The sequence below is a fragment of the Marinobacter sp. es.048 genome, assembly GCF_900188435.1.
GTDB lineage: Bacteria > Pseudomonadota > Gammaproteobacteria > Pseudomonadales > Oleiphilaceae > Marinobacter.
Window position 1 is genome coordinate 235,196 of the sequence record NZ_FYFA01000001.1, and the last position, 25,735, is coordinate 260,930.

General features: G+C 60.5%; 22 protein-coding genes. 3 read left to right on the plus strand and 19 right to left on the minus strand.

What is annotated here, in order from left to right:
* Positions 1-134: 134 nt before the first annotated feature.
* Entirely contained in the window at positions 135-1,343 is a 1,209-nt protein-coding gene (locus tag CFT65_RS01160; RefSeq protein ID WP_088826225.1) for an ammonium transporter, read from the plus strand.
* Between the two features lie 19 nt (positions 1,344-1,362).
* Here CFT65_RS01160 and CFT65_RS01165 read toward each other — a convergent pair whose 3' ends face one another.
* From CFT65_RS01165 to CFT65_RS01185, 5 genes are read right to left on the minus strand one after another with little or no spacing between them, the layout of a single operon-like run.
* On the minus strand, positions 1,363-2,442 hold the full coding sequence (locus tag CFT65_RS01165; RefSeq protein ID WP_088826226.1) for a lipocalin-like domain-containing protein: 1,080 nt from the start codon (positions 2,440-2,442) through the stop codon (positions 1,363-1,365).
* A complete protein-coding gene (locus CFT65_RS01170) occupies positions 2,439-4,709 on the minus strand; it encodes an FtsX-like permease family protein (protein WP_088826227.1) in 2,271 nt (756 codons plus the stop codon). Before CFT65_RS01170 ends, CFT65_RS01165 begins: the two co-directional genes overlap by 4 nt.
* A gap of 7 nt (positions 4,710-4,716) precedes the next feature.
* Positions 4,717-5,400 carry an ABC transporter ATP-binding protein gene (locus CFT65_RS01175; RefSeq protein ID WP_088826228.1) on the minus strand — a complete coding sequence of 228 codons (684 nt, stop codon included), beginning with the start codon at positions 5,398-5,400 and terminating at the stop codon, positions 4,717-4,719.
* Between the two features lie 60 nt (positions 5,401-5,460).
* Positions 5,461-8,622 (minus strand): efflux RND transporter permease subunit, encoded by a 3,162-nt coding sequence (locus CFT65_RS01180; protein ID WP_088826229.1) that lies wholly within the window; start codon positions 8,620-8,622, stop codon positions 5,461-5,463.
* Positions 8,619-9,857, minus strand: coding sequence for an efflux RND transporter periplasmic adaptor subunit (locus CFT65_RS01185; protein WP_088826230.1), 1,239 nt, complete (start codon positions 9,855-9,857; stop codon positions 8,619-8,621). Before CFT65_RS01185 ends, CFT65_RS01180 begins: the two co-directional genes overlap by 4 nt.
* A 153-nt stretch (positions 9,858-10,010) precedes the next feature.
* On the opposite strand from CFT65_RS01185, the gene CFT65_RS01190 reads away from it, so the two are divergent.
* Both CFT65_RS01190 and CFT65_RS01195 read left to right on the plus strand, forming a co-directional pair.
* The gene (locus CFT65_RS01190; RefSeq protein WP_088826231.1) at positions 10,011-10,460 is read left to right on the plus strand and encodes a potassium channel family protein; all 450 of its coding nucleotides are present in this window, start codon (positions 10,011-10,013) and stop codon (positions 10,458-10,460) included.
* 119 nt (positions 10,461-10,579) lie between these two features.
* Positions 10,580-11,635 (plus strand): GGDEF domain-containing protein, encoded by a 1,056-nt coding sequence (locus CFT65_RS01195; protein ID WP_088826232.1) that lies wholly within the window; start codon positions 10,580-10,582, stop codon positions 11,633-11,635.
* Positions 11,636-11,645: 10 nt separating this feature from the next.
* On the opposite strand, the gene CFT65_RS01200 is transcribed toward CFT65_RS01195, so the two are convergent.
* The 14 genes from CFT65_RS01200 to CFT65_RS01265 form a co-directional block, all read right to left on the minus strand.
* Entirely contained in the window at positions 11,646-14,876 is a 3,231-nt protein-coding gene (locus CFT65_RS01200; RefSeq protein ID WP_088826233.1) for an efflux RND transporter permease subunit, read from the minus strand.
* The gene (locus tag CFT65_RS01205) at positions 14,873-15,940 is read right to left on the minus strand and encodes an efflux RND transporter periplasmic adaptor subunit (RefSeq protein ID WP_088826234.1); all 1,068 of its coding nucleotides are present in this window, start codon (positions 15,938-15,940) and stop codon (positions 14,873-14,875) included. Before CFT65_RS01205 ends, CFT65_RS01200 begins: the two co-directional genes overlap by 4 nt.
* A gap of 67 nt (positions 15,941-16,007) precedes the next feature.
* Entirely contained in the window at positions 16,008-16,910 is a 903-nt protein-coding gene (locus CFT65_RS01210) for a F0F1 ATP synthase subunit gamma (protein WP_088826235.1), read from the minus strand.
* Positions 16,894-18,429 (minus strand): F0F1 ATP synthase subunit alpha, encoded by a 1,536-nt coding sequence (locus CFT65_RS01215; protein ID WP_088826236.1) that lies wholly within the window; start codon positions 18,427-18,429, stop codon positions 16,894-16,896. The genes CFT65_RS01210 and CFT65_RS01215 overlap by 17 nt, the downstream gene beginning before the upstream one ends.
* Positions 18,422-19,189, minus strand: coding sequence for a F0F1 ATP synthase subunit B (locus tag CFT65_RS01220; protein WP_088826237.1), 768 nt, complete (start codon positions 19,187-19,189; stop codon positions 18,422-18,424). The genes CFT65_RS01215 and CFT65_RS01220 overlap by 8 nt, the downstream gene beginning before the upstream one ends.
* 3 nt (positions 19,190-19,192) lie before the next feature.
* Complete coding sequence (locus CFT65_RS01225; RefSeq protein WP_088826238.1) at positions 19,193-19,480, minus strand: F0F1 ATP synthase subunit C; 288 nt, start codon at positions 19,478-19,480, stop codon at positions 19,193-19,195.
* The gene (locus CFT65_RS01230) at positions 19,477-20,166 is read right to left on the minus strand and encodes a F0F1 ATP synthase subunit A (RefSeq protein WP_088826239.1); all 690 of its coding nucleotides are present in this window, start codon (positions 20,164-20,166) and stop codon (positions 19,477-19,479) included. The genes CFT65_RS01225 and CFT65_RS01230 overlap by 4 nt, the downstream gene beginning before the upstream one ends.
* Positions 20,166-20,459 (minus strand): ATP synthase subunit I, encoded by a 294-nt coding sequence (locus tag CFT65_RS01235; RefSeq protein ID WP_088826240.1) that lies wholly within the window; start codon positions 20,457-20,459, stop codon positions 20,166-20,168. The genes CFT65_RS01230 and CFT65_RS01235 overlap by 1 nt, the downstream gene beginning before the upstream one ends.
* Positions 20,449-20,754 (minus strand): AtpZ/AtpI family protein, encoded by a 306-nt coding sequence (locus tag CFT65_RS01240; RefSeq protein ID WP_088826241.1) that lies wholly within the window; start codon positions 20,752-20,754, stop codon positions 20,449-20,451. Before CFT65_RS01240 ends, CFT65_RS01235 begins: the two co-directional genes overlap by 11 nt.
* The gene (locus CFT65_RS01245) at positions 20,751-21,161 is read right to left on the minus strand and encodes an ATPase (RefSeq protein WP_088826242.1); all 411 of its coding nucleotides are present in this window, start codon (positions 21,159-21,161) and stop codon (positions 20,751-20,753) included. The genes CFT65_RS01240 and CFT65_RS01245 overlap by 4 nt, the downstream gene beginning before the upstream one ends.
* Positions 21,158-22,549, minus strand: a complete 1,392-nt coding sequence (atpD, locus tag CFT65_RS01250) for a F0F1 ATP synthase subunit beta (RefSeq protein WP_088826243.1) — start codon at positions 22,547-22,549, stop codon at positions 21,158-21,160. Before atpD ends, CFT65_RS01245 begins: the two co-directional genes overlap by 4 nt.
* Positions 22,550-22,561: 12 nt before the next feature.
* Positions 22,562-23,470 (minus strand): carbamate kinase, encoded by a 909-nt coding sequence (arcC, locus tag CFT65_RS01255; RefSeq protein WP_088826244.1) that lies wholly within the window; start codon positions 23,468-23,470, stop codon positions 22,562-22,564.
* 1 nt (position 23,471) lies between these two features.
* Complete coding sequence (locus CFT65_RS01260) at positions 23,472-24,473, minus strand: ornithine carbamoyltransferase (protein WP_088826245.1); 1,002 nt, start codon at positions 24,471-24,473, stop codon at positions 23,472-23,474.
* 18 nt (positions 24,474-24,491) lie between these two features.
* Complete coding sequence (locus CFT65_RS01265; RefSeq protein WP_088826246.1) at positions 24,492-25,721, minus strand: arginine deiminase; 1,230 nt, start codon at positions 25,719-25,721, stop codon at positions 24,492-24,494.
* Positions 25,722-25,735: the final 14 nt, after the last annotated feature.

Consider the following 25,735-nt stretch of genomic DNA (forward strand, 5'->3'; position numbering starts at 1 on the left):
TCCCTCAACCACCTCTCAGCTCTTGAAATGCATTATTTTGGAACAGCTCTTGCTTTAGCTGCACCTCAACAATGCACAAGCCAACGTAAACGGCCCGATAGAGGCCGGAAACACAACATCAGGAGCGAAAACCCGTGGACATCACGAGTGCAGTACACACCCTGACTGAAAGCGCCAACACGCTGTTCATCCTTATCGGCGCCATAATGGTGCTGGCCATGCATGCCGGCTTTGCCTTCCTGGAAGTGGGCACCGTTCGCCACAAGAACCAGGTCAACGCCCTGGTCAAGATCATGACCGACTTCGGGATCTCCGCCGTGGCCTACTTCTTTATCGGTTATTACATCGCCTACGGCAGTCATTTCATGAGCGGTGCCGCCGAGCTCACCGCTGCCAACGGCTATGATCTGGTGAAGTTTTTCTTCCTGATGACTTTTGCCGCGGCCATTCCTGCCATCGTGTCCGGCGGTATCGCCGAGCGCGCCAAGTTCTATCCGATGCTGATTGCCTCGGGCCTGATTGTCGCCTTTATCTATCCCTTCTTTGAGGGGCTTATCTGGAATGGCAACTATGGTTTCCAGGGCTGGCTCGAGAACCAGTTTGGTGCATCCTTCCACGACTTTGCAGGCTCTGTTGTGGTGCATGCCGTGGGTGGCTGGATCGCCCTGGCGGCCGTTCTTGTTCTGGGTGCCCGAAACGGGCGCTATCGCAACGGCAAAGTCGTTGCCTTTGCCCCCTCCAACATTCCATTCCTCGCTCTCGGCGCCTGGATACTGACCGTTGGTTGGTTCGGTTTCAACGTGATGTCGGCCCAGACCCTTGACGGCATCAGCGGCTTGGTGGCCGTCAACAGCCTGATGGCGATGGTGGGTGGTATCCTGGTCTCCATGCTGCTGGGCCGCAAGGACCCGGGCTTTATCCACAATGGTCCACTGGCAGGCCTCGTGGCCGTGTGTGCCGGCTCAGACCTGATGCATCCGGTGGGCGCTCTGGTGACTGGCGGTGTGGCCGGTGCCATCTTCGTTTACCTGTTCGAGTGGGCCCAGGCCAAGATTGAACGACTGGACGATGTCCTGGGTGTCTGGCCCCTGCACGGTGTCTGTGGTGTCTGCGGCGCGATTGCCTGCGGTATCTTCGGTCAGCAGGCGCTGGGTGGCCTTGGCGGCGTCAGCCTGATGTCACAGATCATCGGCTCGATTGCCGGCGTTGTGGTGGCTTTTGTTGGCGGCCTGATTGTGTACGGCGTTATCAACGCGATTTCCGGCCTGCGCCTGACCGAAGAGGAAGAGTTCAACGGAGCGGATCTGAGCATCCACCGGATTGGCGCAACCGCCGTCGAATGACACCGGTTTACGGTGCAGTTCACTCGCCGTATCCGGTCAGCTCCATGTAGCCGACCCCGTCGTGGCTGCCGGATACCGACACCGGGCTTTCCCAATATGGGTAAAGCCCGGTATTCCGGTAATCCCCCGCCGGAGCGACTACCTCCAGATTCACCCCGAAGTCTGGCACCGACAGTTGCCATGCACGGGGATAACCGTCGCTGTCGGTTAATGGCTCCAGGCTGAGCTGATCGGCGCCAAGGGCTATCGGCTCGCCATCAGCCGGAATCCAGGTTCCGGAACGAAAACCACCGTATTCCTCCCGTAGCTGGAAAGCCATCAGTTTGTCGCCCGAGTCCAGGTGCAGCGCAAACCAGTCCCAGCCCTGCTGGCCCGATTTGAGAAACTGGCTGCTCCACTCCCGGTCGAACCAGCCCTTTCCCTTTACCTCCAACGTCTGATCGCCCATTGTGACCGTGCCCTCTATCTGGAGATCCACCAGACTGAAATACATGGAACCCTCGCCATCGGCGGACTTGGCGCTGAAACCATTGTCACCGTGGGCAACCGGCTTGCCATTTATACTCAGGGTCAAATCATAGGACCAGCCATCTGCCGAGACCTGCAACCGCCATGAATCCTTTCCGGAAGCAGCTTCAAGCTGCCAGTCATCCAGCCAAACGGCGATCGGCTCAGCCCGGGCACCGGCATGGCCGACGTCGCCCCGCGCCAGCTTCTCTGCAAAGTAGTGCCGGGTATCAAAGCTTACTGCGGCGTGGGCCATCCAGGCTGCCTCCAGGGGCCAGTTGTTTGCGTCCGGAGGCTCAGCGTCTGCCAACCTCGGCTTGATTGCCTGGCGGAACTGGGTCCACTGCAGGCCAACGGGTTTGCCATCTGCCGTCTTCAGATTGGCCGTCAGGTACCACCATTCGATCCGGTGCTGCGGGTGCGGGCCATAATCCTCGGGGAATGTCAGCCTGTCTCCCGGCCTGGGCTGCAGAAAGGGCACATGGGATTCGTTATTCGCGATGCCGGCCAGTCCGGCAAACCCTGACTCTTGCTGTGGCTCCGAACAGCCGGCCAGAACCACGGCGAACCAGATGAAGATCCAGCGCCTCATCGCTCACCTCCTGCCAGGGCATTGGCGTTTGCGGGCGCGACCGACGGCGATTTCAACTGGCGGCTCATCAGTAAGGCGATGCTGAGGCCGATTAGCACGCTGAGCAAACCAAGCTCCAGCCAGAACCTCGGATAGATGGCCATGGGCAGTGACCAGCCGAACGCGATGGGATTGATCCGATGCACCAGTACCCAGGTCAGCCAGACACCAAGCGGCAAGGCCAGCAGGGCAATGGCGCCGGTCAGCGACACTGACAAGCGGATCAGTTGGGCGGAAGCTTGCCTTCGTGACAGCCCCCACACCACAAGCAGCCGGAAATACCAGGCACGGGTCGAGAAAAACACCCAGCCCATCATCAGCAGGGCGATGGCCGCCAGTATCAGGGTCAGGGTGGTCATGGCCCGGGTCAACAGAAAGGTCTGGTCGAAAATGGCAGAAGCGAGCTCTTCAATCGCCCGGTTGTCCCGGACCGTCAACTCCTCGACCTGCCATACCCGTTTTAATCCGTCGGTCACTACCTCAATGGAGAGATTGCGCGGTGAAACTGACAGGCTCTGGAAGCCGGTTTCGAACTCCGCAGGAAGAACCGACGGATGAATCAGGATCTCGCCGGCGGGACGGCCGTAGTCCGGATAAATGGCCAGTACCGAAAAGTCGAACGACTGACTACCGAAAGTTACCTTCAGGGTCTGGCCGACCTTTAAATCCTCCCGGCGCGCCAGCTGTTCATTTACCATCACGCCCTGGCCCTGTTGCAGGCTCTGCCAGGGCTGCGGCGCTGACTCAAACAACTCCCAACCGGTCACCAGTGAGCCAACGGGACCGATGGCAAAGACGTCTACCCTGGTATCTCCCTCATCCTCGCCGTCCGGCAGAGTTGCCCGACCGCGAATGACCCGGTGCCACAGCCCGGAAGCAGAGAGCTCTGGCTGTTCAGCGAGCCAGTCGAGTGCCAGGGCCGCATCTGCTGATTCCGGGACTTCGACGTAATAGTCCGCTTCCAGTCTCTGCGCCAGCCATCGGTCAAAGGTGCTCTCAAAGGTCGTCACCAGTGCCTGCACCGCCAAGACCATCGCCATGGCGAACTGCAGGGCTACCAATGGCAGCGCCAGGCGACGAGCCAGCACTGCAAGCTCCCGATGGCGCCAACGTGCCTGCGGATCCCTGTCGTGGCAGGACCGCCAGTCTGCGAGCGAGGCAATCAATCTGGGCGCGAGAATACCGGCAGCCACGAATACCATGGCCACGGCAATGAAAAGCCAGAGCAGATCCGTGACCCAAGCCGACAAGACGAGGCCTGCGATCAGCACCAACAACACCAGGCCGCCGTATCGGCGCTTGCCTCCCAAAAGCCCCCAGGCCATTGGCCGGAGGAAATCCGACAGACAAGCCACCAGGACCACGGCCATCATGGTGACAAGGGGCAGCAGCCAGCCTCCGCCTTGGCCTGCGTACAACGGCTGATCGAACAGCCCCTCGAGCGCCTGCCCAAAGCCGCTGCCCAGACCAGCGGCCAGCCAGCGGCCAAGCCAGATTCCGGGCACTACACAAACCGCAGCCAGCAAGAGGATCTCGACAACCAGCAGGCGGTTCACCCTGCCTTGAGGAACGCCAAACCGATGCAACAGGGCAAAGCTGTCGCGACGTTGGGCCAGGCCGAGCAGGTAAACACTTCGTACCAGCAAAGCGGTAATGAGGAGAACCAGGACCCCCAGGGCATCCAGATTCAGCAGGAAACTGTCACCCAGCTCACCGGTATCCGGGCCAACGCTGAACGGCACTAGCTGATAACCGGGTGGGAGATCGCCCTTGTTGTGGTCATCGGATACCAGCAACGACAGCTCGCTGCCCTGCTCACGGGCCAGTTCAGACGCTTCGAGAATATCCACAAAAGGGCGGCCATCCAGCTCACCACCCCAGGGCGCCTCTTGCCCTCCAGGTGCCTGGAAGCAGCCCGCAGCCAGAGGGTCGACACCCACTAGTCGCCCGCCTTCCGGGGAGGAAACCTCCAGCCAGGGCATAACACACAGTCCCGCTCGACGCAGCTCGACGAAGTCGTCCACAGTTACGGCGTTGCCATCTGTGCGAGTCAACTGCTGGCGCTCAGCCACCGCCGACTCGCTCTGGTCAAGACTGGCCCGGGCCTGGCTGGTGAGGTGGTGGACACCGGTCCAGAGCATGGTGGCCAGCACAATCATGGCGGCCAGGGCCAGCAGCTGGAGAGGGTGCCGACGGTAGTGGCTGAACAGGGCGGCCAGAAGAGTCATCGCAGGTTCAGGTTTCCGGCAGATGGCCAAGATCCAGGTGCTGGCTGCAGCGGCTGGCCAGTTCGGGATCGTGGGTGGCGAGAATCAGACCGCAACCGTGATGGGCCTGCAACTCGAAAAGCTGCCCGATCACCGCCTCGGCGGTATGCCGGTCAAGACTGCCAGTTGGTTCGTCGGCAAGAATCAGGGCTGGCTTCATGGCAAAGACCATGGCGAGGGCGGCACGCTGGCGCTGTCCGCCGGACACCTGATCCGGAAAGCGGTCCGCAAGTTCGCCGATGCCCAGTCGCTCGAGCCAGTCCTGGCACCCATCCGCGGGTTGACCGGCAAGCCAGGCCCGAAAACGGACATTATCCAGCAGTGACAGCGCCGGCATCAGATTGGCTTCCTGGAAAACCACACCGATCTGCTGTCGGCGCAGATCACCCCAGCGCCCTTCAGCCTTGCTCCCGGCTTCCGTTGACCGGGTATCGAACGTCTCGCCAAGCACCTGGACCACGCCTGCATCCGGTTTTTCCAGCCCACACAGGATGTTCAGCAGGGTGCTTTTGCCGGAACCCGAGCGGCCTGTCAGCGCCAGCGATTCCCCCGCCTCCAGTTGCAACGAGAGATCGGTGAACACCGGCACCGGTTCACCGCCACTGCGAAACTGCTTGTTCAGGCCTCGGGCCAGAAGCAAAGAATCCACCATAGTTTTCCTGCCTGATTGCTTGAGGCAGGGTATTTGCCCCGGACAACCGGAACAACCCTGTCACTCAGATGCGCCGATCGGCTCTGCGTGGGAACCATGTCGCTGTGCACGCCACTCCCGGAAATGCTCCAGCCAGGACAGCAACGCCGGGACCACCAGCAACACCAGCAGAGTCGAAAGCCCCAGACCAAACGCGATCGAGGTAGCCATGGGAATCAGGAACTGGGCCTGCAGTGACGTCTCGAACAACAGGGGCAGCAGACCGCCGATGGTCGTCAAAGACGTCAGCATCACCGCCCGAACCCGCTGCACCGCGGCTTCGTTGAGCGCGTCGGTGATGTCCAACCCTTTTTTCCGCTGCTGGTTATAGAAAGCTACGAGGATAATGGCGTTATTGACCACAATCCCGGACAGACCGAACAGACCAAACAGGGAGAGAATGGTGAGCTGCAGCCCCATCAGCCAGTGGCCCAGCAGCGCGCCCACCAGAGCAAAGGGAATAATGGCCATGACGATCAGCGGCAGGCTCCAGGACGCAAAAACCCAGGCCAGCACCACATACATGAGCGCCAGACCGATAACCAGTCCGGTTTGCATGTCACCAAGGGTTTCCCTTTGGTCAGCCGCTCGGCCCTCGAAGCTGTAACGCACGTTATAGCGACTGGCGATGTCGGGGAGGGCCTCCGCCTCAAGGCTGGTAAGAATCTGGTCGGTGGTGCTGACCCGGGTGTTCAGTCCGGAGGTAACCTCCACCGCCAACCGACCCTCAGCATGTCGCAGGGCCTGGAAGCCCTGGCGGTGATCCAGATTCATAACCTGGGTCAAGGGCACGAAGCGTCCGTCCGGAACTCGAACCGTGATTCGGGATAGCGTCGACAAGCGCTCCCGTTGATCCTGTGGCAGCTGTACTCGAACTTCCACTTCATCCCGGCCATCCTGGTAGATCTGGGCAATACGGCCATCAAAAGCTGCCCGGAGCTGGCGCCCGAGATCCGAGGTGGTCAGCCCCAGCGCCTCACCATAGGCACTGACCTGGTAAATCAGCTGCTCCCGTCCCCAGGGCATGTCGTCTTCCACATCAAGCACTCCTGGCAGCGTCGACAGCGCCTGACCCAGCTCGTCGGCGGCCTGCTTGAGACGTTCGGCGTTCTCACCGGTCAGCCGCACGTTGACGTCGCGGCCGGGAGGCCCGGCCTGGCGTTCGGAAATCGTCAGATTATCCAGCCCGGCGGGCGTCTCGAGCCGACTACGCCACTCGGTAATGAATTCGGGATTGCGGACCGAGCGACGGTCGGAAGGCACAAGTTCGATCATCATCGAACCCAACTCGTCACCACTGCGGGAGCTGCCCTCGGCGCCCTGGGTTGCGCCCCGGGTGGTTACGGCGTGAAGGATGAAGTCGCCACCGAGGGCCTCTTCAGTCTCATTGAGCGTCCGCTGCATCTGGGTCAGAAAATTATCCACGGTGCCGCGATCGGTCCCGGCGACAAAGCTCGCGTTGGCATAAAACACCGAGGGCTCCGGGGTCGGGAAAAAGTTGAACCCGAGACGACCACCGGCCAGAAGGCCAACGGTAATGAGAGCCAGGGCCAGCGCACTGGCTACCGTGGCGCCCCGGTGCTGCAGACTGTAACGAGAGAAGCGCCGGAACCGGCCTTCCCGGAACCGGTCAAAACGCTGTTCAAAGCCCTGCCGGAAACGTTCCACCGGGCCCGGTTTTTTCGGCTCCGTCTGCTCCGATTTTTTCTTGCGGCGGGGCACGAAGGCATGGCGCAGGTGCGCTGGCAGAACAATAAAACATTCCAGCAGTGAGGCGACCAGAACACAGATCATCACCAGTGGTATATCGCCCAGGATATTGCCGATGACTCCGCCCACCACCAACAGGGGCATAAAGGCGGCAACGGTGGTCAGCGACGAGGCCAGTACCGGCCAGACCATGCGCTTGGCGGCACCTTCCGAGGCATAAATGGATTCCTCCCCCATCCGGGCATGGGCATCGGCATCCTCGCCAACCACAATGGCATCGTCGACAATCACCCCCAGTGCCATGATCAGCGCAAACAGGGAAATCATGTTGATAGAACCACCGATCAGCCAGAGCACCGCCATGGCCGCCAGAAACGCTGTCGGAATTCCGATAGCCACCCAGAGGGCGACCCGGCCCGGCAGAAACAGATAAAGCAGGCACACCACCAGTACCAGCCCGCCCAGACCATTCTTCACCAGCAACGAAATACGATCGTCCAGCAGTTGCCAGGTCTCGTCGTATACCTCCAGTTCCACCGTCGGCGGGAGCACCGGGCGAGTATCCGCCAGCCAGTTTTCCAGCACCTTGGCCGCTTCCAGCGAATTGCCATTTTCAGATCGCTGTAATTGCAGCTCAACCGCCGGCTTACCGTCATTCTCGAGGGTCAGCTGGCTCTCGCGGGCCTCCTGTCGGATGATCGCCACATCACCCAGATTAAGCTGTATCCGCTCACCACTGAGCACCGGAATGTTTTCAAACTCCTGTGGGCTTCGGCGCTGCTCCACGGCCCGTAGTTCTCGGGTGGCGTCCTGCTGGGCCATCATGCCGGCAGGCAAGTCCCGGGATATTGAGGCCACGCGCTCGGCAATCTGCTCCAAAGACAACCCCAGTGTCTCCAGCCGCTCCACCGGCACATCAATACTGATCTGTTGCTCCGGCAAGCCGCGGATCGACACCCGGTCTATGCCGCGCTGGAGCAGTTCATCTTCGAACCGGTAGGCCAGCTGACGTAGCTCGCTTCGATCGACATCACCGAACATCAGCAAACGGGCCACCGGCTCGTAACGCTCTATCCGGGTTACCTGGGGCTCTTCCGCCTCGGCCGGGAAGTTGGTGAATTCATCCACCTGCTGGCGCACGTCATCCAGCGCCTGGATCGGATTGGTGCCCTCCTCGAACTCGAGGGTGATGGACGAGACACTCTGCGCCGATGTGGAAGTCATTTTCTTCAGACCATCCACGCTGCGCAGACGTTGCTCAAGCGGGTTGGTGATGCCTTGCTCGACGTCCTCGGCAGACGCCCCGCTCCAGACCACACGGACACTGACCACGTCCAGGGCGAAGGTGGGGAAGAATTGGATGTTCATCCGGGTCAGGGCCAGCACGCCACCAAGAAGCATGACCAGCATCACCAGATTGGCAGCTACCCGATGATGAACGAAAAAACCGATGACACCCTTTTTCCGCCTCATTGCTCCGCTGCTCCGGAATCAGCGGCGTCCACCTTCAGGCCGGTGATCGCATTAGGCAGATGTGTGGTGATCAGTTGCGCACCAGACACCAGGGCTTCGCCAGACACCAGAAGACGGCGCTCGCCGTTGCTGCCCCGGGCTTCGCCAATACGCTCGATCCGGGCCCGTTCCATGCGGCCGTCAGACGACAAAAGGTAAACGCTGTCGGCACCGTAGAGGGCACTGAACGGAATCGACGCGGTATTGCCGCGTGCCGCCCGCTCCAGAATAACGGGCATCAGGCCACCCGGTCGTATCCCCCGGGCCTCACCTTCCAGCTCAAGAATGGCTTCGGTACCGGATGGGGCGCTGGTGCCGGCGAAACGGGTGAGCCGGAACCGATGCTGATCACCTTCGCTGGTGGCCGTCAGGGTTTCACCGCGCGCCAATGCATTCAGAAGTTCGGCACGAAACATCTCCGGAACTCGGGCCCTGAGTTCAAGACCATCCACGGGATAGAGTGAGAGCAGCGGTTCATTGCGGCTAACCTGGTCACCCTCCGCGACCCGGATGTCGGTGACGATACCATCAAAGGGCGCTAGCATTCGGGCCCGTTCGGCATCCCGTCGTGTGCTAAGCAGGTTTGCCTCTGCCTGGGCGAGCCTGGCCTGCAGGCTCTGCACTCGAGCCGGGTGCTCTTCAATCGCGCGCTGCCGGGTATTCACTGTCAGCTCTGCCCGGGCAGCGGCATCGGTAGCCGCCTCCAGCGCCTCGCGGGAGGCCAGGTTGCGGCTAACCAGTGATCGGGTGCGCTCCAGCTGTCGGCGGGCATTCTCGAGAATCGCCTGCTCGCTGGCCAGCGCGGTCTGGTCGTTCCGGTAACGCACCTGCTCCGACCGGATCTGGGCTTCCAGGTCGTTTACCTGAGCCTCGGCCTGGGCCAGGGCAGGCTGGATATCGGCATCATCCAGGGCCACCAGAAGCTCGCCTTCACTCACACGCTGTCCCTCCGTCACCGGCCGGGCACCGATACGGCCGGCCAGGGTAGCCGTCACCGTCAGTTGCTCAGGCGCAAGAACCTCTCCGTAAAGGGGCAAAACCGGCGTGTGGGTGCCCGGCTCAATCTGCTGAACCTGGACGCGCCAACTACGCTCGGTGGCACTGACTTCTGCAGGCTCCGGGCGGGTCATCTTGAGAATCATGAAACCGGCGATACCGACGGCGAGAATCAATACGGGAATGAGTCGTTTGGACATTACGTGCTGGCCAGCTAAGGTAAAAAAAGCCCTTTGGGCTGTTAGGTTCAGACTACTATACAATGGGGACTCGTTTTCGGATCGGAGAAGCTTGGGTCCTGCGTCAATTTTACGCGGCGCATCCTCCATTCATGGCACCGGAGAGCATCCATCTTGGCAGTAGAAAATCATGTCAATCTCTTCAACGCAACGCTGATTAATGGGTTGATCGTTGCCATCGTGGTACTGATCCACCACGAAGTGCTCATTAATTTGAGCGGACTTCTGTCGAAAATGAGGCAGAGTCATCGCTTCCGGCTGGTTTCTGCCGTGTTCGGCGTTCTCGCAGCCCACACCCTGCAAGTCTGGATCTTTGCCGGTGCTTTTTACCTTATGCACCATGCCGAGGGCTGGGGCGAACTTGGCGGCAATTTCAGCGGAAGCATGCTCGATTGTGTCTACTTTTCCTTCACCACGTTTACTACCGTCGGCTACGGGGATGTCGAACCCTTTGGAGTCCTGCGTTTCCTCACCGGCATAGAAGCACTTTCCGGGCTGGTTCTGATCACCTGGAGTGCCTCCTTCCTGTTCGTGGAAATGCAGCGATACTGGCCAACTCGCTAGACTTTAGTCGAACATCGACAGCTACTCCGCATTAATTCTGATCTAATACCGAGGACTTGCAGCATGTGCATTTTCTTTGTACATACCGCTTCAGCGCTCCGGATGCCCAGACCAGACCCATGGAAAGCTATAGGGAATCACAGAAGCACCTCGCCCGTCCTTACCGCAAAGCGGTACTGAAGACGCTGCTGATTTTTACCGCCATCAGCGGCCTGCTGTTTTTTACTCTCAATGTCCAGCGACAGAACTATCCCCTGGCCTTTGCCGAGCTTGGCATGGCGTGCTACTCGTTTTTCATTCTCTGGGCGGTTGGTAACACACGACATCTGGAACGCTGGATTCTCGCCTTTATTCTGCCTTTCTGCATCACCATGATGTTCGCACTCACATCACCCCGGGCAACCACCACAGTCTTCGCCTGGGTACTGTTGATTCCCATCCTTTCCCACCTCCTGATGGGCCGGCGCCTGGGCCTGCTGGTATCTGCCATGTTCATGGGCACGGCAGCCGTGATTTTCTTTTTCAAATATAACGATGCGCCGGACATGATGCAGCCCCTGCCGATTGCCAATATGGGGCTGATGTCACTGACCATTCTCGCGTTCTCGCACATTTATGAGATCACCCGCGAACAGTCCGAATCCCGTCTGTTGAAAATGGCCCAGACCGATGCCCTTACCGGCCTTGCCAACCGGGCGCGCCTGAGCGACGTGTTCGAACAGGAGCGCAAACGCAGCCTCCGCAATGGAACTCCGCTTTCCATGCTGGTGCTGGACCTCGACCACTTCAAACAGGTCAATGATCAGCACGGCCATGAGGCCGGCGATCTTGCGCTCAGGCATGTGGCCAGCACTCTGCGGGCTTCCCTGAGAGCGACCGATCTGGCCACCCGACTGGGTGGCGAGGAGTTCGCGTTGCTGCTTACCAACACCACTGCAGACCAGGCACACAGGGTCGCCGACAAGATCAGGCATGCCATTGAAGCAAACCCCGTCCCGTATCAGGACCAAGCCATCCGGCTCACCATCAGCGGCGGAGTCGCACAGTTTGGGCCGGACGGCGCCGATCTGCGCAGCCTGATCGGCCGGGCCGACCAGTACCTCTATCACGCCAAGGATTCGGGACGTAACCGGATCATCAGTTCCGACAGCACCCTGGCTAACTGCCAGGCGTAATCTCCTGCGCTCACACCCACTTGCAACGCGCCAGCGTGTAGTACAACAGAGGTACCACCAGAACGGTCAGCAGAGTAGACATGGCCAGGCCAAACACCAGCGATATGGCCAGGCCGTTAAAGATCGGATCGTTCAGGATGAAGTAAGCACCCACCATCGCCGAAATGGCCGTCAGGGCAATGGGCTTGATGCGAACCGCACCGGCCAGAACGACCGCTTCGTCCAGCTCCACTCCCTCCTCGATCAGTTGCCGGATAAACACCACCAGCAGAATGGAATTGCGCACGATGATGCCCGCCAGGGCAATCATGCCGATCATGCTGGTGGCAGTAAATTCTCGCCCCAAAAGAGCATGTCCGGGCATGATGCCGATCAGGGTCAGAGGGATCGGCGCCATGATCACCAGGGGCAGAATGTACGACCGGAACTGGGCCACCAGCAGCACGAAAATCATGAATACCCCCACGCTATAGGCCATCCCCATATCCCGGAAGGTTTCATAGGTGATCTGCCACTCACCGTCCCATTTCAGGGTGCCTTTTTCCGGTAACGGGGGCTGATCAATGAAATACTGCTCCGGTGCACCCTCTTGCCGGTTCAACCGTTCCACCATGGCAAACATGCCGTACAGCGGCGAATCGATCTCTCCCGCCATATCTGCCGTCACGTAAGTCACCGGTAGCAGATTCTTGTGGTAGATCGCGCCCATCCAGTCAGCTTCGCGAACGTCCGCAATGCTTGCCAACGGGACCAGTGTGCCAGTGCGGCTGCGCACCTTCAGCGATAACAGCACCGCCGGCTGAGCCTTGTCGCCTTCGCCCAGAATCACCCGGATCGGAACCGGGTATTTGGCATGATCATCGTGCAGGAAACTGACACCGGTTCCGCCGAGGGCCGTCTGCAGTGCACCGACGACCTGGGCCTGGGAAACGCCAAGCCGTGCCGCACGATCCCTGTCCACCACCACTTCCCACTGCCGCGTGGGTGCCTCGAGGGTGGTGTCGATATCCACCAGGCCATCGACTCTGGTCATGCCCTCGGCTACTTGCCGGGCAAGCGCTGCCCGGCGGGTTTCATCCACCGCATAGATTTCCGCCACTACGGGTGAAAGTACCGGCGGTCCGGGCGGCACCTCGACAATCTTCACGCTGGCTCCGTACCGGTCACCGATCTCGGTCAGTGGGTCCCGGAGGGATTGGGCAATTGCATGGGACGACCGGTCCCGACTCTCCTCATCCATCAGATTGATCTGGATATCCCCGTGGTAGGGATCGCCACGCAGGTAATACTGCCGCACCAGGCCGTTGAAATTGATTGGTGAGGCGGTGCCAGCGTAGGTTTGCCAGTTGGCCACTTCATCCACCGCTTCCAGGTAGCTGCCCATATCCAACAACACCCGCTGGGTCTGTTCCATCGGAGTACGCTCGGGCATATCGACCACAACCTGCAGTTCCGACTTGTTGTCGAACGGCAGCATCTTCAGGATCACCGCCTGGAACACCGGCAATGACGAAGCCGCGAGTGTCAGACCCACCACCCCCAACGCCAGCAAACGGCGCCGCCAGGGATGATCGCCCAGAAATGGCCCGAGCACGGTCCGGAAAATTCGCAGGGATACCGGGCTGGCGCCATCCGCGGAGCTGGACGCCTCCTCGGCTTCGGTGGCCTGTGCCCCCTTCTTGTGTTTGAGAAGCCTGAAGGCCAGCCAGGGTGCCACCACGAAGGCGACAATCTGGGACAGCACCATACCCGCGGAGGCATTGATCGGAATCGGGCTCATGTAGGGGCCCATCAGGCCACTGACAAACGCCATCGGAATCAGCGCCGCCATAATGGTGAGGCTGGCCATGATGGTGGGCGTGCCCACCTCATCCACGGCCACCGGGATGATGTCCTTCACCGCCCGACGGGAGTTCTGGATCCGGCGATTGATGTTCTCTGTGATCACGATGCCGTCATCCACCAGGATGCCGATGGAGAAAATCAGCGCGAACAGGGACACCCGGTTCAGGGTGAAGCCCCAGGCCCAGGAGAATACCAGGGTCAGCAGCAGGGTGATCAGAACCGCAATTCCGACGATCAGGGCCTGGCGCCAGCCCATGGCCGCCAGCACCAGCAGCACGACGCACAAGGTGGCGGAGATCAAATCGGTGATCAGTTTGCGGGCTTTCTGGGAGGCGGTTACGCCATAGTCCCGGGTCACCAGCACTTTCACGGATTCCGGTAAGGCCCGATTGCGCAGCTGGTTCAGGCGCTCTTCAATGGCCGTGGTGATATTGATGGCGTTCTCGCCCGGCTTCTTGGCGATGGCCAGGGTAACCGCCGGGTAAACCTCACCGGGCTGGCCGGCCTCGCCGTCCTCATGGGCCGGTCCGAAACCGGTCATCACACTCTGGTCCACCACGGTGCCACCCCGGCTGACCTCCGCCACGTCTTCCAGGTACACCGCGGCACCATTGTGCATGCCCACGACCAGGCGCCGGACATCCTCCACGGTTTCCAGCAGCGTTCCGGCCTGGACCGGTATCGACAGGTTGTCCCGGGTAATCCGTGCCTCCTGGCTGCTGGTGTTGGCCGCGGCCAGGGCATTCCGGATATCGTCGATGGTGAGATTGAACCCCGCCAGCAACGCCGGATCGAACCGGATATCGACGCGATCCGGAATCCCGCCGGTGGTATAGACATCCCGGGTGCCGGGAACCCGTTTCAGGGCGACTTCGAGCATGTGCGCCAGGCGAGTCAGTTCCTCACCCGTATGCCCGTTGACCGGATCGTAGAGGGTGAGCGTCATCACCGGCACATCATCGATACCTTTGGGCTTGATCACCGGCTGGGTGGCGCCCAGGTTGGCCGGCAACCAGTCCTGGTTGGAATACACCTGGTTGTAGAGCCTGACCAGGGCTTCCTGTCGCGGAATGCCCACCTCGAACTGTACCGTGATCACCGCCTGGCCCTGGCGGGACACAGAATAGACGTGTTCCACGCCCTTGATCTCGCTCATCACCTGTTCGGCAGGCGTAGCGATCGCGCTTTCCACCTCCCGAGTGCTGGCGCCGGGAAACGCCACCATGATATCGGCCATGGTGACATCAATCTGGGGTTCTTCCTCTTTAGGCGTGACCACTACGGCCAGTACGCCCAGAATGATCGCCAGAATGGCCAGCAATGGTGTCAGGTGGTTGTCCTGGAAAACCCGGGCGATGACGCCGGACGGGCCAACGGGCGGCAAATCACGGCTCACGGATTCGACTCCTCGCCCGTTTCTTCAACCGGATTCAGGCGCTCGCTGCCCACCAGCCGGGACGGGTTTGAAACTACCCGCTCGCCTTCGCTCAGGCCGGCGAGAATCTCCAGCCGGCCATCGTCCCGGACCCCGGTGCGAACCTGCCTCAACCTGGGCTGATCCTGATCGTCCAGCACAAATACCGCCCGGAGCTCGCTGCGTTGAATCAGGCTGCTGGCCGGAACCCACAGGGCCTCGCGGCTGGCAACCGGCACACTGACTTTCACCAGCATGCCGGGAAACAGGGAGCCATTGGGTTCACTCAGCCGCATCCGCAGTCGGAAAGTGTGAGTTTGCGGATCTGCATAGGGGTAGAAGGTCATCTCACCGGTTTCCAGCACCCGGCCATCGGCCAGGGTGACCTGAGCCTGACGCTCCGAGCGGGCCAATTCGGCATATTTCTGGGGAAGGTCGACCACAACCCGAAGCTGCTCCAGGGATAAGCCACTGAGCAGCGGCTGCCCGGGATTGACGGCTTCCCCAACTTCGACATGGCGTTCGGTAAGAATGCCGCCGTAAGGTGCCAGTACACGGGTATAGGAAAGTTGCTCCTCGGCCACGGAAACCGCAGCTCTGGCACGCTCGACCCTGGCCCGGGCAGCGGCCAGGTTGTTGCGGGCCTGGTCGAATTCCTGCCGGGACACAAGGCCCCGATCGTGTACCGCTTCAATACGCTCAAATCGCTGACTCGCATCCGCCAATGCCGCCTCAGCCTCCTCCAAACCGGCCTCGGCCTGGCGCAGCCCGGACCGCTGTTCGCTGGCCTCCAGCTGGACAATAAGGTCGCCGGCAGAAACGGAATCATCAACATCATAGGGCAGGCTCTGAACGGTACCGCTGGTCTGAGCGGAAACGGTACTCTGCTGTACCGCCTCGATGACGCCATCAAGGTGCACAGTCTCTTGCAGCTCGCCACGCTCGACAACTTCTGCCAGCAGAGCCGGGCCACTGCTTTGGCCCTGAGCAATCTGGGCCAGTAACGTCAAAGAGACAATCACGCCTGCAGCGACTAACCGACCCATCACAAACCTCCATTTTTAGTTATTACCAAAGACCACAATATTATCAAAAATGTAAACCAAGAGCATTCTAAGGACTGTTGAAATGCACAGCGGATGACTTTTTGAGGGCCTCAAAGCCGACAATAATGTCCATCAGTTCGTTGGTGATTTCGTCCTGACGTACCAACCGGAACTGCCCGCCCACCTCTTCAAGCCGGTCATCAACTGCCTGCTCTGCCTGTTGCATCAAGGCCAGGCGGGCGGCGTTCTCGGTGACCATTGCTTCGGCCGATGCGCGGAAGACACTGGCAAATATGTGGTTACGCAGCAGCGCTGCCAGCAAAGGGGCTGACGGCATCGTGTAGTCGGGAAGGGAGCGGGAGTGCCATCCAGACGTCCCGGAATCCGACAACAACGCGGGTGCCAACGGCAACAACTGGCTTATTTCAGGTTCACGCTGTCCCTTCTCGGCCCGTCGGGTGAACACCAGGGTCACCGCAACCCTGTTATGCACATCGCCGCACCCGATCTCGTCCAGTCGCGTCACTATGTCGCTGGCCAGGCGGCCGATGCCATCGGCCGATGCCGGCGGCAGGAAGGTAAACTCTGGCCTGAGCCCCTGATCACTGAGGGCATCGCTCATGCGGGCACCCACACACAGAGCCCGGGCAGGAGCACCTGTCTTCAATGCCTCCGACCTTGCGCTTTCAGCGAGTACCTCATTGTAGTTGCCGCACAGACCGTGATCAGAACCGAATACCACCAACAGCCGCTCGGCCTGCGACACATCCGGCACCGAAACAGGCCCGGTTTTGACAACAAATGCCCGTAGACCGTCCAGCACGGTCTGATGATAAGACTCAATGGATCGGGCAGCGTGCTCATAAGGCACCGCGTTGATCGCCGACATGGTTTTCATGGTGTGAACAATGCTGCGAATGCTGCCGAGGGTCTCCGTCCGCCTGGACAGGGTTTCAAGCGTCTGGGCCATGACGATCTTCTCCTGGCAACCCCAAGGCAGCCCTGGCCACCCGCAGCAGGCTTTTCTTTTCCGCTTCCTCCAACGAACAGTTCTGGCGGATGCTTTCGGCGACCGCTTTCAGGGAATCGCCCACACTCGTGCGCATCCTGATCATGGTCTCGGCAACGGCATTTTCAGACAGGCCATCAAGCAGTCCTTCCAGGGCAGCCATCAACACCAGAAGCTGCTCGACAGCCGGCATCGGATCCCGCTCGGGCTGCCTCAATGCGGTCCGAACCGCCGCCCCGCGGCTCAAACGGGCCCTGGTGTTGTCGTCCAGGCGGGTTCCGAATCGGGCAAAATCCTCCAGCTCCTCGAACTGGGACAGGGTGACGCGCAGATTTCCCGCCACCTCCCGGAACGCCCGGTACTGGGCCTTCCCCCCGACCCTCGACACGGATAGCCCGATATCCACCGCAGGGAACTGGTTTTTTCGCACCAGCCTGGGCGACAAGTAGATCTGTCCATCGGTAATGGAAATGAGATTCGTCGGAATGTAAGCGGACAGATTCTCCGCCTGGGTTTCCACAACGGGCAAGGCGGTAATGGAGCCACCCCCGGCTTCTGACGTGAACTGTCCGGCCCGCTCCAGCAGCCGGGCATGCACGTAGAATATATCCCCGGGGAAAGCCTCCCGCCCCGGTGGCCGTCGCAGCAGCAGGGACAGCTCGCGATAGGAGCGAGCGTGGTGGGTCAGGTCGTCGAAAACTACCAATACATCCCGCCCCTTGTCTGCGAAGTATTCGGCCATCGTCATTGCGGCATAGGGCGCAACATAAGCCAGACCCGGCGCATCCTCATCACCGGCGGCAATCACGACGGCGTTTGCGAGCTGGCCGGTTTTACGCAGGGTTTCAATGACTCGGGCAACCGCGTCTCCGCGCTGGCCGATGGCACAATAGATACTCACCACATCGGAGCGGGCCTGGTTAAGAATCGTGTCGATGGCAATGGACGTTTTCCCGGTCTGACGGTCACCAATGATGAGCTCCCGCTGCCCCAATCCGATCGGAACCGCGCCATCGATGACCTTGATGCCGGTAGCCAACGGTCGGTTGACCGGCGCCCGACTGAGTATACCTGGCGCGCTGGCCTCCACCGGTCGCTCAGCGGTCGACTCGACACTCCCGTTGCCGTCCCGCGGGCCTCCCGTGGCGTCGAGAATGCGGCCAAGCAGTCCGTTGCCAACCGGCACACTGAATACTTTATGGGTTCGCCAGACATCTTCCCCCGCCGTTACCCGATCAGAGGGGCCCAGCAGAATTACGCCCAGCCGGTCCGGTTCCAGATCCAGCACCACGCCTCGCACCCCTGAAGCGAACTCCAGTAGCTCGTCAGCCAGGGCCCGGACCAGGCCGGAGACAACAGCAATACCATCACCGACTTCGGCCACGGTTCCCACTTCGGTCAGAGCCGGGGAAGGCGCCGGAACGTCCAGCAAGGCATCCAGAAAGTCTTCCGCCTGGGTCAACTCGGGTTTCTCAGCCATGATTCTGCACCCAGCCGGTGCCACCTGCCGCCAACCGTTCGGAAAGCAACCCCGTCAGCTCGTCGGTATAACTGTCGACTGTCCAGGCCATCTGCACACTGCCAATCCGCAGGATCAGCCCCGGGGCCTGACGCGGATCCACCGAAAACTTCAAATCAAGGACGGGGGCCAGTTCTGCCAATGCGGCCCGAATGGTTTCCTGAGTGCTGTCCGGGAGCGGCTTATGAGTGGTTGCGACAGCCTGTTCCGCGTTTGCACCGGCGGAGATCAGGTCATGGGCCAGGGGCTTCAGCTTACCGATCACATGCAGGCCAATACGTTCTTCCAGACTTTCATCAGCCAGATCATGCAGGGCCCGACGCACGAGCTGGTAGAGCGTTTCGGCGCTGGCACAGTGCAACTCGCTGATGAACCGGTCCTGCTCGGCATCCAGATGGGCCCTCCACTCCTGTTTTTCACGTTCCAGGCTCTCCCGCGTGGCCGCGATCAAAGCGTCTTTCTCCTTTTCCGCCTGTTCACGAATCCGCTCGGCGTTCTCGGAATTATCGACCAGCAATGCCTGTTTCTGTTGGACAAAGTCAGCTTCGGCTGCGGCCGCTTTCTTTCGAGCGACCTCGGCTTCACCCATCCGGGTCGCAATTTCGGCCTCACGGGCATCAATACCGTTCAGGATGGGCTTGTACAGAAAACGCTTGAGCAGCCAGACCAGCACCAGGAAATTGCCGATCTGGGCAAGCACCGTGATCCAGTCAATGGACATGATTCAACCTGCCGCCGACTGGGCAGCCTGCAGCGCCTGATCCCAGAACGGATTGGCAAACAGGACAATCATCGCCACGACAAAACAGTAGATGGCCGTGGACTCGATCATGGCCAGGCTGACGAACAGGGTCCGCGACAAGGTAGAGGCGGAATCCGGCTGTTGGGCGATGGCAGCCAGTGCCGCTGCTGCTGCCCTGCCCTCTCCGATCGCCGGGCCCAGAGCGCCAAAGGATACGGTCAACCCAGCCGTCAGAATGGACACCATGGCAATGAGTGCGAGATCTGTCATTTGTCTTTCTCCTTCTTCAAAGGCCTTGTCGCTGTCGCTGACGAGATGTAAACCGTCGCCAGGATGGCGAATATGTAGGCCTGAATCAGGCCTGTGAGCAGTCCTAGCATGTCCATCACGACAGGGAAAAAGAACGGCGCCACACCCAGCAGGATACCGGCGATCACCGCACCGCTCATGACGTTGCCATAAAGACGAATGGCCAGGGAAATGCCACGTGAGAACTCGCTGATGATATTGAACGGCAGCATCACCACGGAGGGCTCGATATAGGTTTTCAGGTAGCCGCCAATGCCCTGCCGGGTAATACCGAACAGCGGCACCGCAATCAGCACCGACAACGCCAGAGCCGCCGTGGTGGACAGCGAGGCTGTCGGTGGCGTGAAGCCCGGCACAACCAGCAGCAGGTTCGAAAATGCGATGAACAGGAACAGGGTTCCGGAAAAATAGAGCACATGGCGAGATGCACGCGGGGAGATGTCCTCGATCTGGCTCTGGATGGCCGTCACGATCACCTCCAGGGTAGTGCGCCAGCGGTTCGGAGGCACATCCGGGCGCAGATTTCGAGTGATCAGAATGGACGTAAGTGTCAGCAGAATCATGACGATCCAGGTGAAGCCGATTGTCTCATTGATATCCAGGCCCCAGATTGTGAAGAGTGTTGCTTCATCGGGCGTCAATTCCATCAGGCTTTCTCCCGGTGCGGTATTCGCGCCAGAAGGGTGGCCAGGTAGCGCACCAGAAAAAACGCAGCACCATAACCTGCGAAAACCCAGATCTCGGTCGCGCCCGCTGTAACCAGCCACCCCACCGCCAGCAACAATCCGATTCGCACCACGGCACTGGGCAGAAGCACCGCCGCTGGCCGTGAAGCGCCCAGGGCAAACCGGACACTCGCTGCGAGGCCCGCGAAGTAAACAAGGCTCATGGTCACGCCGGCACCAAAGCCCCAAAGCACGCCCGGCCAGTCAATCATCATGACTATCCTCCTCTTCCCTGCTTTCTCTTCCGATCCACGCCCAGGCGATGAAACCGCCCAGAGTGACGCCCCCCAGAATCAGCGCAAGCACCCATGGGAAATCCTGAGGCACGGTGCGATCCAACCAAAGCCCGAGAAACGCCCCGCCAACAGTCGGGACAGCGATCGACCAGCCGATCATCCCGAAGGCACCCAGACCGCGCAGCGGGCTTGCACCGGGGTTATCCCGGGCCTTCTTCAGGCGCCGGGCCCGGCGCCCGATCTCATCTTCCGGCGTTCTGCGCTTCTGAGTCATGGCTTGGGCCGCTGAAGGTCTGCGAACCGCCTGACCATGCCAGCCTCCAGTCTGGACAGGGCTGACCGGGCCACCCGTTCGTCTTCATCCACCTCGATAAAGTTCTTGCGGACACTCTCCTGCAGGGTAGCCAGATCCTTGCCCGGAGCACCGCGCCGGATCGCAACATCCACCTTGTGCCCCTGTTTCACAAGAATGCCCTCGTCGATACCGAAGATCTGCTCATGGCCGCCCTCCAGAGTCAGAATCAGCACCGACGGCACCAGCGAGGTGACAAAATCGATGTGATTGGGCAGCATCCCGAAGGCCCCATTTTCGGCCACCGCGAACAGCTTTCGAGCCCTGCCCTCAAAGAGCATTCGGGTCGGCAGTCGGATAGTGACGTCCATTGCTTCAGCCAGCGTCATACAACCACCTCTGGCAATGCGCCAATCATGTAGTAATCACTCTCACCCCGATCGAATTCGGTCTGCTCCAGAATCGCTTCACAACCGTCGAGGGTCTCGGCAATGGTCACCCGCTTGCCTTCGGCACCGGTAAAAGCGGCAGTGGTAAAAAACGGCTGCGTCAGGAAGCGCTCCAGCCGGCGGGCACGGGCCACGGTGGTTCGGTCAGCCGCCGAGAGCTCCTCAATGCCCAGCATGGCAATGATGTCCCGCAACTCCTCGTACTCGGCCAGGGTTCTTCGCACCGCCCGCGCAATGTCGTAATGTCGCTGGCCGACCACCGACGGCGTGAGCATGACCGATGAAGACGCCAGGGGATCAATCGCCGGGTAAAGCCCCTCACTGGCCCGTTTGCGGGACAGCACCACAGAGCCGGACAAGTGCGAGAAGATATGGGCGGCGGCAGGATCCGTGAAGTCGTCCGCTGGTACATAAACCGCCTGAACCGAGGTAATCGCCGCACTGTGGGTGGAGGTGATTCGCTCCTCCAGTTCGGCCAACTCGGTCGCCAGGGTGGGCTGATACCCAACCCTGGAAGGCATACGCCCGAGGAGCCCGGAGACTTCCGAGCCCGCCTGGACAAAGCGGAAAATATTGTCGATCAGCAAAAGCACATCCCGATGCTGTTCATCGCGGAAATATTCCGCCATAGTCAGCGCGGTCTTGCCGATCAGGAACCGGACCCCCGGAACCTCGTTCATCTGCCCGAACAGCATAACGGTGTTCTCGAGCACGCCAGCCTCACCCATTTCCCGATAGAGCTCCTCCGCTTCCCTGGAACGCTCGCCAATGCCGCAAAACAGGCTGACGCCCTTGTGCTGCTGCACGGTGTTGTTGATCAGTTCGGTAATCAGCACCGTCTTGCCGACACCGGCACCGCCGAACAGACCGGTTTTGCCACCGCGTTCGATAGGGGATAACAGATCAATCGCCTTGATGCCGGTTTCCAGAATCTGGCTTCGAACCACACGATCTTCCAGCAGGGGCGGGAGCTGATGGATAGCACGGCGTTCCCGGGTAGCCGGTACAGGCTGGTTATCGACCGGCGCACCAAACACGTTCAGCATCCGACCCAGAATGGCATCACCCACCGGCACCGTGATCGGAGAACCGGTTGCCCGAACCGGCATCCCCAGGCCGAGTCCCTTAACCGGAGCCAGTGCCATGCAGCGAACCACGCCCCTGTCTTCAAGCGCGGCCACCTCAAGCGCAATCTTGCCGGCGTAAAGGAGCTCTCGAATCTGGGGCACCGGCTCCGGAAACCGCGCACTCACCACGCCACCACGGATGGCTACAACGGTACCTTTACCAGCGTCTTGTGAAGTATCCAGAGACTCGTTGTGGCTCATCAAAGATGCCTGTTATTCAGCCGACACGCGAGTGCCCGCCGATCCTTCCAGTATAGCCACGGCATCCTGCAGGCGCCCGATGCCGCTGATCCCGCCAGCCTGGGCAAAATCGCAGGCGGCATGCAGTTTCGGCCCCATGGACCCGGCAGGCATATCCAGTGCCCGCGCCTCCGACACTGTGAGTTCCGAAAGCACGGTCGACTGGTCGGTACCGAAATCCCGGTAGACCGCCTCAACATCCGTTAACAGGAGCAACGCGTCCGCGCTCAGTTGCGTGGCCAGCAATGCACTGGCGGCGTCCTTGTCGATGACCGCCTCAATGCCGACCATGCTGCCGTCGTCCCTGCGCAGCACGGGTATTCCTCCACCCCCGGCACACACCACGACCACGCCCTGATCGAGCAATAATTTCAGTACGCGCATGTCCGGTATTTCCAGGGGCTTCGGAGAAGGCACCACGCGGCGCCATTTGTCGCCGTCCGGTGCAATACTCCAGCCCGCACCGGCTGCCCGACGCTCTGCCTCTTCGCGGTCATAGACCGGACCCACAAACTTGGTCGGCTTTTCGAACGCAGGGTCCTTCGGGTCCACCAACACCTGGGTCAGCAGCGTCGCTACCGGCCGGTCATGGTCGAGAGCGTTCTCCAGCTCCTGCTCGATCATATAACCGATCATGCCCTCGGTTTCGGCACCCAGGACGTCCAGCGGGTACGCCTCGTCCGGTTTGTAGGAGGCGCCCTGCAAGGCCAGCAACCCCACCTGAGGCCCATTCCCATGGGTCACCACCAGATCGTGGCCGGCCCGGACAACCGCTGCCAGCGATCGGGCTGCAATCTGCACATTGTTGCGCTGGACCTCCGCAGTAAGCGGCTCCCCGCGTTTCAGAAGGGCATTTCCCCCCAACGCTGCCACAACCAGCATGTCAGCCTCCCAGGGTCGCCACGAGGACGGCCTTGATGGTGTGCATGCGGTTCTCGGCCTGATCGAAAACAATCGAAGCGGGGCTTTCGAAGACCTCTTCAGTCACCTCCATGGCGTCAATGCCATAGGTTTCCTGAATCTCCTTTCCCACCACGGTTTCGGTGTTGTGGAAGGCCGGCAGACAGTGCATGAACCGAGCCCGTGGATTGCCGGTTTTGGCCATCAGGGCCGCGTTGACCTGGTAAGGCATCAGCAGTTTGATGCGCTCGGCCCATTTTTCCTTCGGCTCGCCCATCGAGACCCAGACATCGGTATACACGAAATCGACCCCGGCCACGGCGGTGTCGACGTCATCGGTGATGGTGATACGGGCTCCGGTTTCAGCCGCCAGCGCCCGGGCTTCAACCTGCACGGCCTGATCGGGCCAGCAGGCCTCAGGGGCACACAAACGCACGTCCATACCCATCTTGGCGCCGCCGATCAGCAGGCTGTCGCCCATATTGTTGGCAGCATCGCCGATGAACACGTAGGCCACATCCCGCAACGGCTTTTCCACATGCTCCTGCATGGTCAGGAAATCCGCCAGTATCTGGGTGGGATGGAACTCGTTGGTGAGCCCGTTGTAGACCGGCACGCCGGCGTATTGTGCCAGCTCTTCCACAACGGATTGTCCGAACCCACGGTACTCGATGGCATCGTAGACCCGGCCAAGCACCCGGGCGGTGTCTTTCACCGATTCCTTGTGACCGATGTGAGTACCGGTCGGCCCAAGGTAGGTTACCCGCGCCCCCTGATCGAAGGCGGCGACCTCAAACCCGACCCGGGTTCGCGTGGAGTTTTTCTCGAAGATCAGTGCGATGTCCTTGCCTTCGAGCTTCGGCACTTCGGTGCCCGCGTACTTGGCGGTCTTCAGGTCCGCGGACAGCTTCAGCAAAAAGGCGATTTCTCTGGGGCTAAAATCCCGCAGGGTGAGAAAATGTCGGTTCTTGAGATTGAATGCCATAGCGTCTCTCCCTGGCTATCAGATAGCGTCCCGGATGGTCGGGCAACTCATGCACCGACCGCCGCCCCGGCCACGGCCCAGCTCGGCACCGGGTATTGCCAGAACTTCGATGCCCGCCGCCGAAAGCGCTGCGTTGGTATCGTCGTTACGGTCATAACCGACAACCACACCCGGGCTCAGGGCCAGCACATTGTTGCCGTCGTTCCACTGTTCCCGCTCACGTTCTTCCGGCGTGTCGCCACCCGTTGCTACAACTTCCAGTGCCGGGTAGCCGAGGATTTCCGCAACCACCTCAAACAGGTGTCGGGAATCCTGACTGAAGGCCAGTGTTTTCGCCCCCTTACCGGGACGCAGGTCGTAGCAGACCACGGCATCGGCCACTTCCTTGAAGGCAGTGACCACGTTGCCACCACAGAAGGTAAACACGGTATCCAGGTGCATGGCCGACCGGGTTTTGGGCAACTGGCAGGCAATCACCCGATCCACCATCCCGCCATCAAAGAGTGCTTTTGATAGTTGCCCGATCGCCTGGGGAGAGGATCGCTCGCCCATGCCTACCAGAACTGTTCTGTTGCCCAGCGGCATGATATCCCCACCCTCAAGGGTGGCCAGGCCATGGTCTTCCAGAGGATCGCCCCAGTGCACGTTCACCTTGCCGGCGAGTTTCGGGTGGAACCTGTAGATAGCGGCCATCAGCAGGGTTTCGGGCTTACGGGCAACCCAGTACATGGGGTTCAGGGTGACTCCACCATACACCCAGGCGCTGTTATCCCGGGTGAACAGGAAGTTGGGCAGCGGAGGCAGCACGAATCCGAAACGTCCCAGATGGTTGCCGAACAGACCGACGGGGTCAAATGGCAGATCCCCCACCTCCAGGCCACCGATCAGGAATTCGGCGAGTGCCTTTTCGGGCAGCTCATCCATCCAGGCCCGCAGATCCGACACCATGCCCACGCCAATGTGGTTCCAGTTGATCCGGTGATCGAGAATCCAGGCCCGGCCCTCGGGAATCGCCAGTGTTTCCGCCAGCAACTCATTGACGTCCAGAACCTCAACGCCCCGACCACGCATCACGCTGGCAAACACGTCATGATCTTTCTGGGCCTGTTTGACCCAGAAGACATCATCGAACAACAGGGCATCGCAGTTGGACGGCGTCAACCGCCGGTGAGCCAGCCCCGGCCGACAGATGATAACCTGGCGCAGGGTCCCGGTTTCGGAGTGCACTCCAAGTGTTTGTTCAGACATGACAAAACTCCTTT